The 17,353-nt window shown below is 42.4% G+C and carries 17 protein-coding genes; 15 read left to right on the top strand and 2 right to left on the bottom strand.

Annotated elements, in window-relative coordinates; all coding sequences use genetic code 11:
• The first annotated feature begins 24 nt into the window (after window positions 1–24).
• Both F607_RS0103590 and F607_RS0103585 read left to right on the top strand, forming a co-directional pair.
• Window positions 25–282, top strand: coding sequence for an FAD assembly factor SdhE (locus tag F607_RS0103590; RefSeq protein WP_027706962.1), 258 nt, complete (start codon window positions 25–27; stop codon window positions 280–282).
• Window positions 263–727 carry a protein YgfX gene (locus F607_RS0103585; protein ID WP_027706961.1) on the top strand — a complete coding sequence of 155 codons (465 nt, stop codon included), beginning with the start codon at window positions 263–265 and terminating at the stop codon, window positions 725–727. The genes F607_RS0103590 and F607_RS0103585 overlap by 20 nt, the downstream gene beginning before the upstream one ends.
• Here the strand turns inward: F607_RS0103585 and nadB are convergent.
• Window positions 724–2,355 (bottom strand): L-aspartate oxidase, encoded by a 1,632-nt coding sequence (gene nadB / locus F607_RS0103580; RefSeq protein WP_027706960.1) that lies wholly within the window; start codon window positions 2,353–2,355, stop codon window positions 724–726. The two genes, F607_RS0103585 and nadB, sit on opposite strands and share 4 nt — an antisense overlap.
• A 641-nt stretch (window positions 2,356–2,996) precedes the next feature.
• On the opposite strand from nadB, the gene rpoE reads away from it, so the two are divergent.
• From rpoE to acpS, 13 genes are all read left to right on the top strand, one after another.
• The gene (gene rpoE, locus F607_RS0103575; RefSeq protein WP_027706959.1) at window positions 2,997–3,587 is read left to right on the top strand and encodes an RNA polymerase sigma factor RpoE; all 591 of its coding nucleotides are present in this window, start codon (window positions 2,997–2,999) and stop codon (window positions 3,585–3,587) included.
• Between the two features lie 117 nt (window positions 3,588–3,704).
• The gene (locus F607_RS0103570; RefSeq protein WP_027706958.1) at window positions 3,705–4,439 is read left to right on the top strand and encodes a sigma-E factor negative regulatory protein; all 735 of its coding nucleotides are present in this window, start codon (window positions 3,705–3,707) and stop codon (window positions 4,437–4,439) included.
• A 7-nt stretch (window positions 4,440–4,446) separates the two neighbouring features.
• Entirely contained in the window at window positions 4,447–5,454 is a 1,008-nt protein-coding gene (locus F607_RS0103565) for a MucB/RseB C-terminal domain-containing protein (protein ID WP_169719760.1), read from the top strand.
• A gap of 54 nt (window positions 5,455–5,508) precedes the next feature.
• Window positions 5,509–5,964 carry a SoxR reducing system RseC family protein gene (locus F607_RS0103560; protein ID WP_027706956.1) on the top strand — a complete coding sequence of 152 codons (456 nt, stop codon included), beginning with the start codon at window positions 5,509–5,511 and terminating at the stop codon, window positions 5,962–5,964.
• Window positions 5,965–6,023: 59 nt separating this feature from the next.
• On the top strand, window positions 6,024–7,433 hold the full coding sequence (locus F607_RS0103555; RefSeq protein WP_027706955.1) for a DegQ family serine endoprotease: 1,410 nt from the start codon (window positions 6,024–6,026) through the stop codon (window positions 7,431–7,433).
• Window positions 7,434–7,633: 200 nt separating this feature from the next.
• The gene (lepA, locus tag F607_RS0103550; RefSeq protein ID WP_027706954.1) at window positions 7,634–9,433 is read left to right on the top strand and encodes a translation elongation factor 4; all 1,800 of its coding nucleotides are present in this window, start codon (window positions 7,634–7,636) and stop codon (window positions 9,431–9,433) included.
• A 2-nt stretch (window positions 9,434–9,435) separates the two neighbouring features.
• Window positions 9,436–10,257: a signal peptidase I gene (gene lepB, locus F607_RS0103545; protein WP_027706953.1), complete on the top strand. Its 822-nt coding sequence runs from the start codon at window positions 9,436–9,438 to the stop codon at window positions 10,255–10,257.
• Window positions 10,258–10,411: 154 nt separating this feature from the next.
• Window positions 10,412–10,783, top strand: a complete 372-nt coding sequence (locus F607_RS0103540) for a DUF4845 domain-containing protein (protein ID WP_027706952.1) — start codon at window positions 10,412–10,414, stop codon at window positions 10,781–10,783.
• Window positions 10,780–11,469, top strand: a complete 690-nt coding sequence (gene rnc, locus F607_RS0103535) for a ribonuclease III (RefSeq protein WP_027706951.1) — start codon at window positions 10,780–10,782, stop codon at window positions 11,467–11,469. Before F607_RS0103540 ends, rnc begins: the two co-directional genes overlap by 4 nt.
• Window positions 11,462–12,382 (top strand): GTPase Era, encoded by a 921-nt coding sequence (gene era / locus F607_RS0103530; RefSeq protein WP_027706950.1) that lies wholly within the window; start codon window positions 11,462–11,464, stop codon window positions 12,380–12,382. Before rnc ends, era begins: the two co-directional genes overlap by 8 nt.
• Window positions 12,383–13,102, top strand: a complete 720-nt coding sequence (gene recO / locus F607_RS0103525) for a DNA repair protein RecO (RefSeq protein ID WP_027706949.1) — start codon at window positions 12,383–12,385, stop codon at window positions 13,100–13,102.
• A 14-nt stretch (window positions 13,103–13,116) separates the two neighbouring features.
• Entirely contained in the window at window positions 13,117–13,869 is a 753-nt protein-coding gene (pdxJ, locus tag F607_RS0103520) for a pyridoxine 5'-phosphate synthase (protein ID WP_027706948.1), read from the top strand.
• A complete protein-coding gene (gene acpS / locus F607_RS0103515; protein ID WP_027706947.1) occupies window positions 13,866–14,243 on the top strand; it encodes a holo-ACP synthase in 378 nt (125 codons plus the stop codon). Before pdxJ ends, acpS begins: the two co-directional genes overlap by 4 nt.
• A gap of 148 nt (window positions 14,244–14,391) precedes the next feature.
• On the opposite strand, the gene barA is transcribed toward acpS, so the two are convergent.
• Complete coding sequence (barA, locus tag F607_RS0103510; protein WP_027706946.1) at window positions 14,392–17,223, bottom strand: two-component sensor histidine kinase BarA; 2,832 nt, start codon at window positions 17,221–17,223, stop codon at window positions 14,392–14,394.
• Window positions 17,224–17,353 lie beyond the last annotated feature (130 nt).

Raw genomic sequence — 17,353 nt, 5'->3', positions numbered from 1 at the left:
GTGATGTTTGAGTAAGGGATCAAGATGTTATCAGTGGCTGAACATAATCGGCTTTTTTGGCGAAGCCGACGCGGTATGCTGGAATTAGATGTACTCTTAGTGCCTTTTGTTAAAGAAGCTTTTCCATTATTAAGTGAGGAAAACCAGGCTCGTTACAAGAAGCTGATTGACTGTGAGGATCCAGACCTTTTTCGCTGGTTTATGCAAAAAGAGCAGCCTGATGATCCGGAGCTGGCGATTATTGTTGAGATGATTTTGAACCATGTCCCTGCATCAAGCTAATGGTCTCCTTTTTATTTCTCTAAAGCCATCCCGCTGCCTGGCTGCTTGGATGATTTTTAGTCATAGTTTAGCTGCACTAGGCTTAACTATTTCACCATGGCTATGGTGGCTGGATTTAACGCTGTTAATAATGATGGCTGGGTCTTGCTTGTGGTTACTAAGGTTTCATGTATGGCGAACAGCAGCTAAAAGTGTGGTGCAGATTCAGCAGACACCCTCGGGCTGGTTGCTGCTGCTTAGGGATTGCACATTATTAGAGGCAGCACTTCACTTCGATACGTTGGTAATGGCAAAGCTGGTTGTACTGAATTTTAACGTTAGTGGTAAAGCTCGCCCTTTACCTGTTGTTATTATGGCTGATGCTATTAACCAAGAGCAGCTACGCACTCTCCGTGTTGTGCTGCGCTGGTCATCGTCTGAAGAAAAGGCCTCGACTTTTCCTTAGCTAGAGGGTTCACGGTCCGCATAAGGATGGTAGTTGGTTGGGTAGAGAATGGTATCTTCAATTTTGCTGAGTGAGTCTGGATAGTCCAGCGTATAGTGAAGCCCCCGACTTTCTTTTCGGGCCATCGCGGACGAAATAATGAGGTCTGCAACCACTGTTAAGTTGCGTAGTTCGATTAAGTCATTGCTGATTTTATAGTTACTGTAAAACTCGTAAATTTCTTGATGCAGCAAATTGATGCGGTGTCTGGCTCGCATCAGCCGTTTAGTCGTTCTTACAATTCCAACATAGTCCCACATAAAGCGCCGCAGCTCATCCCAGTTGTGCGCAATAATGACATTTTCATCAGAGTCAGTAACTTGGCTTTCATCCCAGTCAGGAATATCTACGGGGGTGAGAGGTACAGATAAACGCTTCTTGATATCTTCAGCACTAGCCAGCGCATAAACCACGCACTCTAATAATGAATTACTGGCTAATCGGTTAGCACCATGCAGGCCAGTAAAGCTACACTCACCAATGGCATAGAGGTTTCTAATATCTGTACGCCCTGCAGTGTCTACCATAATCCCACCACAGGTATAGTGTGCAGCAGGTACAACAGGTATGGGGGCTTGAGTAATATCAATACCGTAACTCAGGCAGCGCTGATAAACATTGGGGAAGTGACTTAAGATGAACTCTTTAGACTTGTGGCTGATATCTAAATAAACACAGTCAATACCTAGTCGCTTCATTTCATGGTCGATTGCTCTGGCGACGATATCCCTTGGTGCTAACTCTTCCCGCTTATCAAACTTAGCCATAAAGCGACTGCCATCAGGAAGCTTGAGTAATCCACCCTCTCCTCTAATTGCTTCAGTAACCAGGAATGACTTTGCTTGTGGGTGAAACAGGCATGTTGGGTGAAATTGGTTAAATTCCATATTGGCTACTCGACACCCTGCCCGCCAGGCCATTGCTATACCGTCGCCTGTTGCACCATCGACATTACTCGTATACAGATAGACTTTACTAGCCCCACCGCTAGCAAGCACGACATGATTGGCATGAAATACTTCAACTTCATCAGTTTTCAGGTTAAGGACATAAGCACCTACACAGCGGTTTGGATGTATGCCGAGTTTCTCAGATGTGATTAAGTCAACGGCTAGGCGGTTTGATAATGTTTCTATATTAGGGTGGGCTAAGGCTCGTTCAATAAGTGTTTGAGAAATTGCCTGGCCTGTTGCATCGGCAGCATGGATCACTCGACGATGACTATGGCCACCTTCTTTGGTTAGATGATAGTCTTCGTGGCCATCCGCCATTTGCGCTTTAGTAAAAGGAACACCCTGGCTTATCAACCAATCAATACTTGCTTTGCTGTGTTCGATAGTGAACCGAACAGCATCTTCGCTACACAGTCCTGCCCCAGCGGTCAGGGTGTCGCTGACATGCGCTTCGATAGTATCACTTTTGTCAATAACACCTGCAACACCACCTTGTGCCCAATAAGTTGAGCCTGCAACAAGCTCGGCTTTACTCAGTACAGCAACTTTAACGTGGTCAGCAAGATTTAACGCTAAGGTTAACCCTGCAGCGCCACTACCAATGACAAGTACATCATAGCGATATGCGTGAGGCATGAGGAATCCTTGATTTTTGCAGACGCCAATTAAATTTTAGCGTTAATCTAACGTCATTTACTTACGATTGCAGGTTTTTTACGCATAACATGCAGGAGGTGAAGTATATAGTATGCCTACTCGAATAGGCAGTCTTGGCATGGAAGATCATGGGCTGGTTTGATTTTGCTCAAGGAGATTTATGTTGAGTGAAGAATTAAACTGACTGACTGCCTCACAAGTATTTGTGATTAATTTTGTTTGGCAGTGTGACTTGTTCGCTATTGAATAATTGTCATTGGGAACCAATTTTAAGTATGTGACTCCATCTAGACTGTTATTGGTAGTGTTGAGTTGGATCTTAAAGGAAGTGGCTTTATTTTATCGAAAAAGCGCATATAAGCGTTTTTTCATTGAAATCAGACCAGTTGATATACCATCAGTGAACTGAATTCAAAGAGTTTGGCTACATTACTTAGAGCTGCTTTTGAACGTTTCGAAATGGGATGTTGACTTATGATCACATCTTGTGATTTCCGCCAATAACCTCAAGCTAACTGTTGAGAACTTTTATTTATCCATATGGTCTACACAACAGAACATAACTTAACCACCCGGCAATGCCTGAACGCTCTGTTGTTCTTGGGAACAGCGGAGGGAGTATGGTAAGTGCGCAAGACTCTGATCAACAATTAATCGATCGAGTCCAACGGGGGGACAAGCGTGCTTTTGATCTGCTGGTTCTAAAGTACCAGCATAAGATTCTTGGCTTGGTCAGCCGCTATGTGCATGACCATCAGGAAGTATACGATGTTACTCAAGAGGCGTTTATTAAAGCTTATCGAGCTATAGATAAATTTCGTGGTGAAAGTGCATTTTATACCTGGCTCTACCGTATCGCGATTAACACAGCGAAAAACTACCTGGTATCAAAAGGCCGACGTCCACCTGATACAGATGTCGATAGTGAAGAAGCTGAATATTTTGAGGGACATAACCCCTTAAAGGAAATTGAAAATCCTGAGAACCGTCTACTTCGTGATGAAATTGAAAAGGTTGTGTATAAAGCCATTGCAGGTCTGCCTGATGACTTACGCTCAGCGCTCACCCTTCGAGAGTTTGATGGGTTAAGTTATGAGGAGATTGCTGAAGTTATGCAGTGCCCAGTAGGTACTGTGCGCTCAAGAATTTTTAGAGCAAGAGAAGCTGTTGATAAACAGGTGCAGCCTCTGTTATCCAGCGCTGCTGGCTGAGACTTAACAGTGATAAGAAATGATTTTTGATAATACGGCGTTTGATTTTTAATATGGAACGGATGGTGTGGCAATGAGAGCAGATCTTGATGTTTTCCAGTGCAATGAGGTGCCTCTATGAGCAGTGATGATCGTAATTACGAGTCATTATCAGCCATCATGGATGGTGAGGCGAATGAGCTGGAGTTGCACCGGGTATTGAAGCATCTTCATGATAATGATGAAACACGAGCAAAGGCGTTTCGATACCAGTTAGTGGGTGAAGTCATGCGGAAAGAGACTCATGACTTTTCACACATTGACTTGTCTGCAGCGATAAGTACGGCTATTGATGCAGAGCCAATGCATGAACATCACCAGCCTGCCTATGAAACGGCCATGAGTGATCAAACTGTTTTGGGTGGTGCTGTATCAGTAGCTCATGGTTGGTCGCGATGGTTGCGTCCTGCGGGTGGTGCAGCTGTTGCTGCAACAGTTACCCTGGCTGTGCTGTTAGGTGCAAATTTAGTGAATCGTTCTGCAAATAATAATTTGGAAGCAGAGCTGACTGCTCAAGCTGAAGCTACAACAAACACTATTCCTGTGTCGGCGGCCTCCCCAGTTGTTAGAGAGTCACCACTGGTGACAGGGCAGGCAGCTCCTATGCTAGCAGGGTATCCTGATCAACCCACATACCGCGTACCACTTCGTGTGGATCAGCATGAAGCAGCGTTACGTGCGAAACAACTAGCTGAGATGGCTGCACAGACGCGCTTTCAGTCTTATATGTTGCAGCATGCTGAATACAGTTCATTGAGTGCTAATCAAGGCATTTTACCATTTGCCAGAGTCCATGAGTTTGAGACAAAGTAATATGCGTATGCGGGTTCGTCTGGGCTTAGGTCAAACTCTTCTCACGGTGGCTATGTTATTGGCGAGCTTTAGTGCTGCTGCAACTGAAAAAAGAACAGCACTGGATTGGCTGCAAGCTATGGTTGTCGCTACTCAACAGCTGAATTATGAAGGTCAATTTGTGTACGAACATAGTCGCGGATTGACCACTATGTCTATCGCTCATGCTTACCAAGATGGACAGGTTCGTGAGCGGTTGGTGTATTTAGATGGACCGCCGCGAGAGGTTATTCGTTATGGGGACAAAGTAATATGTGTGACCCCTAAAAACGAAGTAATCCGTTTTGATCATCAAGGAACACCTATTCTTTTCGCTCAAGCTTTTCAAAAAAACCTCAGTAAAATTGCTTCGCTATACAAGCTGGAGTTAGACGGTCACGGCCGTATTGCAAACCGGTCGACTACTGTGATTAATGTCGTGCCAAATGATCAGCATCGATATGGTTATCGATTATGGTTAGATCAGGATACTGCACTTTTATTAAAGTCGGTGCTACTGGATAACAAAGGCAAGCTACTAGAACGTTTGCAGTTTACTTCCATTCAAACTGGAGAGGCTATTGCAGAAGAGCGCCTGGTTTCATCATTAAATGATGAAAATGCGGTTGAACAAGTTATTTCAACCCAGAGCGTTAGCCGTCAACCAAGTGATACCCTGCAAAGCTGGCATGTATCCTGGGTACCTGATGGTTTTGAACTATCGAGGCATGATGAGCGTAAGCATTCAGGGTATGGTATGACGATTGCCTCATTGATGTTTTCAGATGGGCTGGCAGGCTTTTCTGTTTTTGTTGAGCAAGGTGATGAGCGTTCAGCTGCCCAACAAGCCTTGAGTCGTCGAGGAGCAATGACGGCTATTTCTCGAATGTTAAAGGATAACAACAACATTTATCTGGTTACTGTTGTCGGTGAGGTCCCTGAAAAAACAGCTGAAAAAATTGCAGTTTCAGTGCAGTCAGCTTTAAATAAGCGTTAAAGTAATATTACCTAAAGTTTAACGTTTTAAATCAGAGAAAAGATATCAGCTAATATGATAGAAGAACAAGGACATGTAATGGCTGTCGAGCCTGGTGCAGTGTGGGTCCAAACCATTCGGCGAACTACATGCGGCAAATGTCAGGCTAAATCAGGGTGCGGACATAACCTTATGGAAAAGCTGATTCCCAATCGCCAACATGCCTATATCAAAGCACTTAGTGATAACTACTCCTTACAGGTTGGTGATGAGGTAGTCATTGGTATCGAGGAAAATACCCTAGTTAATGCTTCAGTTTTAGTCTACTTACTGCCTCTCTGTGCGCTTTTATTGGGACTATTTTTAGGTCATTGGTGGCAGTTACATGAATTAGCAAGCTTAGGGGTAGCGATTTCTTTATTACTGCTGACATTTGTTGGGGTGAGGGACTATAGCCATAAGCATTTTGTTCAGAAAAAAACATTACCTGTAGTAATACGTGTGAAGCTAGCAGCTCAAGCAATTTCTTGAATAGTTAAAACCACTAAATTGAATAAATAATAAACAGATTTTAAGGGTTTTGGTTTCTTATGAGAACTGTACTAACTGTTCGCTTTCTTTGGCTATTTGTTTTATCAACAGTGATAACACTTTCCACCGCTCGTGCAGGATCTTATCCGGACTTTACCGAGCTAGTCGAGAATACCTCTCCTGCTGTTGTTAATATTAGTACACGACAGGAACCTAAAAGGCGACAGCAGCTCCAGTTTCGTGAGTTTCACCAAGATTTACCTGATATTTTTCGTGATTTTTTTGGAAAGCCATTCCCCCCTGGTAAAGATAGTAAAACGCCTGCTCACTCACTAGGCTCAGGCTTTATTGTTTCTCAAGATGGTTATGTATTAACAAATAATCACGTTATTTCTGGGGCTGACGAAATAATAGTTAGGTTGCGAGACCGAAGAGAGCTTGAAGCAAAAGTCATTGGTGCTGATGAGCGATCAGATTTAGCACTGCTTAAAATTGAGGCCTCAGACTTACCTGTTGTTAAAGTAAATACTCAAGCAGTGATTAAACCTGGCCAGTGGGTTGTGGCAATTGGCTCGCCATTTGGTTTTGAAGCATCTGTAACCGCAGGAATTGTGAGCGCGACAGGACGTAACTTGCCTAGTGAAAATTATGTTCCATTTATTCAAACGGATGTTGCTATTAACCCAGGTAACTCTGGTGGTCCACTCCTGAACTTAGATGGAGAGGTGATTGGCATTAACTCTCAGATTTATACTCGATCTGGAGGGTTTATGGGGCTTTCTTTTGCGATTCCCATGGATGTTGCTATGGATGTGGTTAAGCAGCTCAAAGAGAAGGGGTATGTCTCGCGAGGCTGGCTAGGGGTTATGATTCAGGCTATGAACAAGGAACTTGCTGAGTCATTTGACTTAGAAAAACCGATGGGTGCACTTGTGGCAGAGGTTCTTGAAGATAGCCCTGCAGAAAAAGCAGGTTTTGAGAGTGGCGACATTATTTTACAGTTTGGTGGTCAAGAGATTAAAGAATCATCGGATTTGCCTTATATTGTTGGCCGGACACCAGTAGGTAAGCAAGTTGAGGTTGATATACTTCGTAAGGGAGAAAAACAAACGCTTTCAGTCATGATTGGTGAGCTTCCAGATAAACGACATCTTGTTGATAGCAAGCAAAACACGCCTAAAGCTTTGTCAAATCGACTAGGGGTTACAGTTAAAACGCTGACAGCTGATGAGAAAGAGCAGCATGACCTGGCCCATGGTGTGGTTGTGAGTAAGGTACTTGAAGGCCCTGGTCGTGATGTTGGTTTGCGCTCAGGTGACTTCATTACTGATATCTATAACGAGAAAGTTGATTCCGCCGAAAGCTTTTATGATGTGGTGGACAAATTACCTGCAAATAAATCCATCCCTATGCGTTTGGTCCGTCATGGCAAGCCAGGCTATATCACATTTAAACTTACAGATAACTAAGTAGTAAGGATAAAAGGCTGACAGGTTAGCTCCTCCTCAACCCTGTCAGCATAGCCGGAAGGTAATAAATACGTTAGAATTCAGCCTTTCTGTCAATCTTTGATTTCAAAGTAGATATACTGTTCTGTTGCAGCCCTTTAAGAAAGTAAATATAAGGGCTAGCATTTTTTTATCAGTGACAATTGGTGGCACAAAGTATCGTGAGTGATTTAAGCCATATTCGCAATTTTTCCATTATTGCCCATATTGACCATGGTAAGTCCACGCTGGCTGATCGTTTTATTCAAACCTGTGGAGGTTTGTCTGATCGTGAAATGGCCGCTCAAGTGTTAGACTCCATGGATATTGAGCGTGAGCGTGGGATAACCATTAAGGCGCAGAGTGTAACCCTAAACTATGAAGCCTTGGATGGGAAAAGATACCAACTAAACTTTATTGATACTCCAGGGCATGTGGACTTTTCCTATGAAGTTTCTCGTTCACTTGCAGCATGTGAAGGCGCATTGCTGGTTGTGGATGCCGCACAGGGTGTTGAAGCACAGTCAGTCGCAAACTGTTACACTGCGATAGAACAAGGTTTGGAGGTGATGCCTGTACTCAATAAAATTGATTTACCACAGGCTGAACCTGAGCGTGTTGCACAAGAAATTGAAGACATAATTGGCTTGGATGCGACAGATGCAGTGCAATGTAGTGCTAAAAGTGGATTGGGTGTTTCAGATGTTATAGAGCGCCTGATTCAATTAATACCACCTCCTGAAGGCGACTATGATAAGCCGTTACAGGCCCTGATTATTGACTCCTGGTTTGATAACTACTTGGGTGTTGTGTCTTTAGTCCGTGTTGTTCAGGGTAGTTTACATAAGGGCAATAAGGTAAAAGTTAAGTCTACTGGGGATGTGCATGTCGTTGATGGTGTTGGTATTTTTACGCCAAAACGTCATGAAACCGGTGTTCTTCGTGCTGGTGAAGTAGGCTATGTTGTGGCAAGCATTAAGGATATTCACGGTGCCCCCGTTGGTGACACCTTGGTGCTATCTTCTGGGGGGGATGTTCCTGCATTGCCTGGTTTCCAAAAGGTTAAACCCCAGGTCTATGCTGGATTATTTCCTATTAGCTCAGATGATTTTGAATCATTCCGTGAGGCACTGGGTAAGCTGTCGCTTAATGATGCATCTTTGTTTTATGAGCCTGAATCTTCAGATGCGTTAGGCTTTGGTTTTCGCTGTGGTTTTCTGGGTATGCTCCATATGGAAATTATCCAGGAACGTCTAGAGCGTGAGTATAATCTGGACCTCATCACCACAGCCCCAACGGTAATTTATGAAGTAGAACACAAGGATGGCTCTGTTCATTATGTGGATAATCCTTCTCGGTTACCTGACCCTTCTGTCGTCAATGAAATGCGTGAACCCATTGTTCAAGCAAATATCCTCGTACCACAAGATTATTTAGGTAATGTTATTTCTCTTTGTGTGGAGAAGCGGGGTGTGCAAAAGGATATGCAGTTTGTTGGAGGACAAGTGTCATTGAGCTATGAGCTTCCCATGAGTGAGGTAGTACTGGACTTTTTTGATCGCTTGAAGTCAGTAAGTCGTGGGTTTGCTTCACTAGACTACAGTTTTGAGCGCTTTCAGGCGGCCAATTTGGTCCGTTTGGATATCTTGATCAATGGTGAAAAAGTTGATGCTTTAGCGCTTATTGTTCATAAAGATCATGCTATGCACCGTGGTCGTCTCCTGACAGAAAAAATGAAAGAAATAATTCCACGGCAGATGTTTGATGTAGCCATTCAAGCGGCTATTGGAGGGCATATTATTGCTCGTCAAACAGTTAAAGCACTACGTAAAAATGTAACCGCAAAATGCTATGGCGGAGATGTGAGCCGAAAACGTAAACTGCTTGAAAAACAAAAAGCAGGTAAAAAACGGATGAAGCAAGTTGGGCGGGTAGAAATACCACAGGATGCGTTCCTTGCTGTACTAAAAGTAGAGAAATAATTATGGACTTTAACTTTCCACTTATTTTAGTCATTGCAGTTTTTCTGACGGGTGTATTGGCTGCATGTGATTATTTTTTATTAGCGCCTCGTCGTCGTCTTGCGGTTGACCAATATAAAGCGTCTACCAGTGATGTCGATGATGAGGTGGTCTTAAAAATCACCAAAGAACCAGCTGTTTTTGAAACGGCAAAGTCAATTTTTCCAATACTACTCATTGTACTGGTAGTTCGCTCCTTTCTTTTTGAGCCTTTTCAAATCCCTTCAGGCTCTATGAAACCAACATTGGCTATTGGTGATTTCATATTGGTGAATAAATATGCTTATGGAATACGCCTACCCGTGATTGGTACCAAAGTTGTCAATGTTAATGACCCTCAACGTGGCGATGTGATGGTATTTAAAGAGCCTGCTAACCCTACGATTAACTTTATCAAACGGGTAGTGGGTCTTCCTGGCGATACGATTCAATATAAAGATAAACAGCTGTTTATTAATGGTGAGCTAGTTGAAGAGCAATTTATCGCTCAACTTCATGAGCAAAACATTCCCTATAAGCTGTTAGAAGAAAATTTAGGGGGGGTAAAGCATCAAATTCGAGAAAATGTTGGGATGCAAATCCAACTAAGGCGTTTAGATGGTGAGTGGACTGTGCCTGAAGGTCATTATTTTGTGATGGGCGATAATCGCGACAACAGTAATGACAGCCGAAGCTGGGGGTTTGTGCCTGATGCTAATGTTGTAGGTAAAGCTATTTATATTTGGATGCACTGGCCTAGCTGGGGACAGTTGCCGAGCTTTAAAAATAATGGTGCTATTGAATAATATGGTGCCATTCGTCTTATGGCGTTGACTCCCGAGTAGTTTTTTAAAAGAAGTTTAGTGCTCATAGCATAAAATTTGCGAAATGGGTCTATTTTTGTAATAGACCTTACAGATTAACTATTTTTGGTTCAATCATTGAAAAAGAGATGGTGCTATGAAGCTAATGCATAAACAACAAGGAATGACGCTAGCCGGCTGGTTATTTGTATTTGTGGTAGGGGGCTTTGCTGTGTTGTGTACACTTAAAATGCTGCCTCACTACCTGGATGATATGTCTATTGGCAGGGTGCTGAAGAATTTAGACCGACCAGATATAGGTTCTGCTTCTCCTAGTGAAATTAGAGATTTAATTAGCCGAGGATTTCAGGTTAACAGTATTAGAGATATTCCTAACGATGCTGTTAAAGTGAAGCGACAAGGTGGCGTTGTTAATGTTGTCATTAACTATGAAAAGCGTGAGCACCTGTTGGCAAATATTTATGTTGTTTTAACCTTTGAACATAATTGGAATACGCAGACTAAGTGAAGAAGTCATTAACACCACTTTGTAAAAAGCTCGGATATCACTTTAACGACCCGTCACGCATATTACTGGCATTAACCCATCGCAGTTTTGGAGGTCAGAATAATGAGCGTTTGGAGTTTTTGGGTGACTCTATTGTTAACTTTGTAATTGCTGAAGAGCTCTTTAGTCGCTTTCAAGAAGCGAAGGAAGGGCATTTAAGTCGGCTGCGTGCACGCTTAGTGCGTGGCGCAACCTTGGCAGAAATTGCCAAGGAGTTTGGCTTAGGGGACTACCTAAGGTTAGGTTCTGGAGAGCTTAAGAGTGGCGGTTTTCGCCGAGAGTCTATCCTGGCTGATGCCTTAGAAGCCATTATCGGTGCTATGTACCTGGATGGCGGGATGGAGGCTTGCAGACAATGTGTACTTCAGTGGTTTGAGTCTCGACTTGACCAGCTGACGTTGGAAGACACCCAGAAAGACCCTAAAACACGACTGCAGGAGTTCTTACAGTCACGTCAGGAAGCTTTACCCCAGTATGATGTCATCAGTATTGAAGGTGAAGCACATGCCCAGACATTTACCATCGAGTGTAATGTTTCCATGTTGCAAGACAAAACCATTGGTATTGGTTCCAGCCGCCGTGGAGCTGAGCAGCAAGCGGCTCGAAAAGCGCTTGAACACTTAGGAGTAGACAAAGCTAATGGTTGATAGCAATCATTCTAGTACAAGTAGCCGGTGTGGATTTGTGGCTATTGTCGGTCGACCTAATGTGGGTAAATCGACATTAATGAACCGTATTCTAGGACAAAAGCTGAGTATCACCTCGCGTAAGCCTCAAACGACGCGTCATCAAATTATTGGAATAAAGACAGCAGGTGATGTACAAGCCATTTATGTTGATACGCCAGGACTTCATAAAAGTGGCAAGAAGGCGATCAATCGTTACATGAATCGAGCAGCAAGTTCAGCTATTAACGATGTTGATGTGGTCATTTTCATGATTGACCGTAACCGCTGGACAGATGAAGATCAAATGGTGCTTGACCAACTACAAGGAATGAAATGCCCACTTATTGTTGCCATTAATAAAGTGGATAAAGTAACTGATAAAGAGCAACTGCTGCCTTTACTTGAGGAACTTGCTAAGCGTATGCCTAGCGCAGAATTAATTCCAATGTCGGCCAAAACCGGGGCAAGTATTGAGCAACTGGAAGCAGCAGTAGCCGCACACTTACCAGAAAGTATTCACTTCTATGAGGAAGATCAGCTCACTGATCGTAGCTCACGTTTTCTTGCCGCAGAACTTGTGAGAGAAAAAGTTATGCGTCAGTTGGGTGATGAAATTCCTTATCAAATTACTGTTGAAATAGAAGAGTTTAAACAGGACGGAAAAGTGCTTCATATCAGTGCCCTGATCCTTGTTGAAAAAGATGGGCAAAAAGCCATTGTCATTGGTGCGAAAGGTGCTCGCTTAAAGTCTATTGGACATGATGCACGGCTAGATATGGAGCGACTGTTTGATAGCCAGGTAATGCTCAATTTATGGGTAAAAGTCAAAGGTGGCTGGTCTGATGACGAGCGTGCGCTGCGCAGTCTAGGGTATGATGACTTCAGGCAGTAAATGACGGTTGAGTTAGTATCTGGCTATGTGCTTCATCAGCGTCCCTATAGGGAAAATAGCACTTTGGTTGATTTATTCACTAAAGAGCAGGGACGCTTAAAGGTTATTTGTAAAACCTCAAAAAAACAAAAACGTCAAACACTTCCGACCTTACAACCCTTTGTTTCCTATTGGTTGCAGCTAAAAAAACAACAGACACTTTTAAGTTGCTATCAGTGGGAAAACAATGCATCTCCTTTTGAGTTAAATGGCGATACCCTCTATTGTGCTTTTTACTTAAATGAACTTCTGTATCGTTTACTTCCCACTCATGATACTTCAACTGATATTTTTCAGCTGTATACGCAGACCTTGAGTTCGCTTACTATTGCCAAGAATACACTAGATATAGTATTACGACGTTTTGAAAAACAGTTACTCATTGCTCTAGGGTATGGTTTACCACTGTTATATGAAGCGGAAAGTGATGCTTTTATTGAGCCTGCTAAGGTTTATTGTTTTGTACCAGAATTAGGCTTTATAAAAGCAACAAAAAATGAGTTGTCTCAACAAGCGTATCGTTGCTTTTCAGGCAGGGAGTTGCTGGCTATTGCAGAGGATAATTATCTGCAGAAAAGTACACGCCAATCTGCAAAGCGTTTGATGAGATTAGCTTTAAGGGAGTTATTAGGTGATAAGCCACTCAATAGTCGAGCGCTGTTTCCAGTGAAGCGTAAATAATAAGGAATAAAGCAGTGATTCCATTTCAACGAATACAGTTAGGCGTAAATATTGACCATATTGCCACCATACGTCAGGCAAGAGGTACACGTTATCCTGATCCGGTGCAGGCTGCACTACTGGCGGAGGAAGGAGGGGCTGATGGCATCACTGTGCATCTAAGGGAAGATCGACGTCATATTCAGGAAAGAGATATTGCTATCTTAAAACAAGTTTTGCAAACACGAATGAACCTGGAAATGGCTGTGACCGAGGAAATGTTAGCTTTTGCTGCACAGGTTTTGCCAGAGCATGTTTGTTTGGTGCCAGAAAAACGACAAGAATTAACAACAGAAGGTGGATTAGATGTTGTTAAGCATTTTGATCAGGTGAAGCAGGCCTGTCAGAGACTTGGTATCCACCAAAGTGAAGTTTCGTTGTTTATTGATCCAGATATAGCGCAAATTGATGCAGCCATTGAATGTGGTGCGCCTGTAATCGAATTGCATACAGGTGCTTATGCTGATGCTGTTAGCAATGGTGTGCAACAGCAGGAATTTGAACGAATTAAGCAAGCGGCGAAATATGCGGCAGATAAGGGCTTAATTGTTAATGCAGGTCATGGCCTTAACTACCAAAATGTTGAAATTATTGCGGCGTTGCCTCAAATAAACGAATTAAATATTGGGCATGGTATTGTTGCTCGTGCTTTATTTACAGGGTTGAAAAGTGCTGTGACGGAAATGAAACAATTAATGTTACAAGCGCGAGGATATGTAAAGGCATGATTATTGGGGTAGGGACTGATATTGTAAAAATTGAGCGTATTGCTGATGTTGAACAACGCCTAGGCGCTCGTTTTGCTCGACGTATTTTAACTCCAACTGAGTTACAACGTTATCAGTCTCACCCTAAACCTACGGCTTTTTTAGCCAAGCGATTTGCAGTTAAAGAGGCTGCTGCTAAAGCATTAGGGACGGGTATAGCGCAGGGGGTTTCGTGGCAACATATTCATGTTAACAATAATGATTTGGGAGCACCTACCTTAAACTTTTCTGCACAGGCATTAGTCACTATGGAAAAGCTGGGAGGCAAGCACTGTCATGTTTCTCTTGCCGATGAGCAGGATTATGTGGTTGCATTTGTTGTATTGAGTGCATGATAGCGAAAAGTACGCTGCTTTCAGTTATTATTTAATATACCCAATACGAATGGTTTTTAGATGTGGCCATCGAGTGACGAAGCCCCATGAGCCTAGATTTAAAACTGGGCGGATACACAGAAATATTTACAGGGTCGGTAGAGTCTTCTTAAGTAGACTGGTGTTGTTTATTCCACTGTAATAACTGTTCTGTTTGTTCAATTAATTCTTCCATTGCACTGGCAACTTTCCTTCGTTCTTCTTTATTGTTTTCTGCAGCTTTTAAAATAGATTCCATATCATGGCAGGCTTGGCGAAGGAATGGAACGCCACAATAACGTGTAGCACCATGAAGTCGATGAATCTGTTCAAGTAATTTATCCCAGTTTTTTTCCCGATAAAGTGCACGAATCTCGTTTCTATCTTGCTCTAAACCTGCAAGTAACATATTCAGCATATCTTGAGCTAAATCTTCTTTGCCTCCGGCTAACTTAATACCTTGGGCCATATCGACGATGCCAGAGCTATCATCACCCGAATGGTGTGCCGAGGCTATTTGCTCATCACTGTTTTCTAGTGGTGCAACATGTAACCCGGTCCATTTTTTAATGACATGTTGCAGCTGATTTTCATTAATTGGCTTAGTCATGTAGTCATCCATGCCTGCCAGTAAAAGCTGCTTTTTTTCTTCGGCTAAAGCATGTGCGGTGAGGGCGATGATGGGAATTCGACGCTCACCAAGCTCGCGTTCTCGGATACGTTTAGTGGTTTCAAGTCCATCCATGCCGGGCATTTGTACATCCATAAAAATCAAGTCAAAATGATATTGCTTTGTTTTTATGATGGCTTTTGTTCCAGAATCAACAGCAGTGACTTTTGCTCCTAAGTCTTCAAGTAATGCTGAAACTAATTTTAAATTAGCGGGATTATCATCGACTGCCAAAATATGTGGCTGTCGAGTAATAGCCTGGTTAATTCGTTTGGCAACATGCTGGTGCTGATTACCAGAGCTGTTAGGTTGCTCTACAATGAAATAGGATAAAGCACGATATAACCGGTTATAGCATAATGGTTTTACGATACACAAAGCATTATTGTTATTTTCCAATAAGCGATTAATGGAGGCTTCTTTATTGGTATTAGCCAAAATAATTAAATGTGTACTTCGGTTTGCTGTAGCTTTTAATAATTGCCGGATAACATCTAAGTCAGTATATGAAGGGTGATGACTGACTAATGCGATATCATAAGGATTGCGATCATAACGTGCTTGTTCAAGAAGCTGCGTTAATTCATTTGGGTCATGACATTGCGTAACATCCAGATCAAAATCACGCAGCAGGTGCATAACTGCTTGTGCTGCAAGTTCATGATGCTCATACATAATAATTCTGCTACCAGACAAGGCAGGAAAATGCTCTTTAATTGCTGGCTCATTGGCAATGGGCACTGTGATTGTAAACCAGAAAGAGGAGCCTTTACCTAGTTCACTTTCAACGCCCACTTCGCCTTGCATTTTTTGTGCGAGATGTTTGGATATAACTAACCCTAATCCAGTTCCACCAATATTTCTTGTAGTTGAGGTATCGGCTTGAGAAAATGCTTTAAAAAGCTCATTTTGCTGTTCTTTGGATAGACCTATACCGGTGTCAGTTACACTGATTTTTATGGTTACTTTGTTATCTTTTTCATCTTCTAACATGGCACGAATAACAATAGAGCCATCATTGGTAAATTTAATCGCATTACTGACAAGGTTGGTGAGAATTTGTTTTAAGCGAAGTGGGTCACCGATAAGCTGAGTGGGTGTATCAGAATAAATTAAGGGGACAAGTTCAAGAGATTTTTCATGGGCAGCAGGGGCGAGAATGGTTAATACCTCTTCAATACTTTCTCGCAAATTCATTGGAATGCTTTCTAGCTCAAGTTTACCTGCTTCAATTTTTGAGAAATCTAATACGTCATTAATAATAGCCAGTAAGTTTTCTGAAGACTTTTGTATAGTCGACAAATACTCACGTTGACGCTCATTCACTTTGGAGCGAAGTAATAAATTTGTAAAGCCTATAATGCCATTTAGTGGCGTTCTAATTTCATGGCTCATATTAGCTAAAAACTCTGATTTAATACGGCTGGCTTCTAAGGCTTCTTTTCGAGCCATATCCAGTTCGATGTTTTGAATTTCAATAGTTTCTAGCGTTTCCTGTAAGTCTTTAGTGGACTGCTCAATGTTTTGCTGCATTTCTAAATGCGCCCGTTGCAAGGATGCAACCATGGCATTTATGCCTGACTCGAGTGTTTTGAGTTCACCAGCTGTTTCGGAGTTAATACGTGTATCAAGATTGCCGTCGCGAATATGAGCAACGGCATTAATAATTTTTTGTAATGGCTCCGTAATATGAATCCCTAAACGGAAGGCAAGAAATAAGTTAATTAATATTCCAGAAATAATTAACAAGGTGCTGGCAAGTATAGTTTGATATTTTTTTAACTCGGTATTTGCTCTTGAAAACTCGACCTCAATCCAACCTAAAAATACGCGCTTACTTGAGGGTTGGGCATTGCTCCGCAAGTCTTGATTAATCGTATGAGTCTGCCGAGTAAAAACTGGAAGCGCAATGTGTATTGTATCTTTCTGAATCGTAATTTGCTGGCTGTTAGGAGGATGCTTCATGTTGGACAAGTGCTGTGTGAGCATTCTTGGTCCCGCATGAATCACCGGTTGTTTATTGTGTGCGTAAAGTGTAATTGAACGAACATCGTTTTTTTCTAATGCCGAGCTGGCAAGGCGCTGTAACAGCTTGTTATTTTCAAGCTGTAAGCCATATTCGCTCATAGGAATAAGTTGTTCAACCGTGGCCTGGCTGCGCTCTAGTAATAAGGTATCTAGGTCATTTAAACGGGCAATCGTAAAAAAGACGCCTAATACCAGTGATATGGTAATGGTTGGTAGTAGTGCTAAAGCGAAAACTCTACTTTTTAAGCCCTTATTACGAAGCATAAATAACCCTTTGGGGATCAATGTTTGATCACACTGCTTATCTACCAAGCCTGTGTATTAGTTTACAGGTGATAGGTGATCAACGATTAGGTCGCAATTGGAGTATAGCGTTATTGAGCGTGGATTAAGC

This window comes from Zooshikella ganghwensis DSM 15267, from assembly GCF_000428585.1.
In the GTDB taxonomy this organism is placed as follows: Bacteria; Pseudomonadota; Gammaproteobacteria; order Pseudomonadales; family Zooshikellaceae; genus Zooshikella; species Zooshikella ganghwensis.
This window is presented reverse-complemented; position numbering and strand designations above follow the sequence as displayed.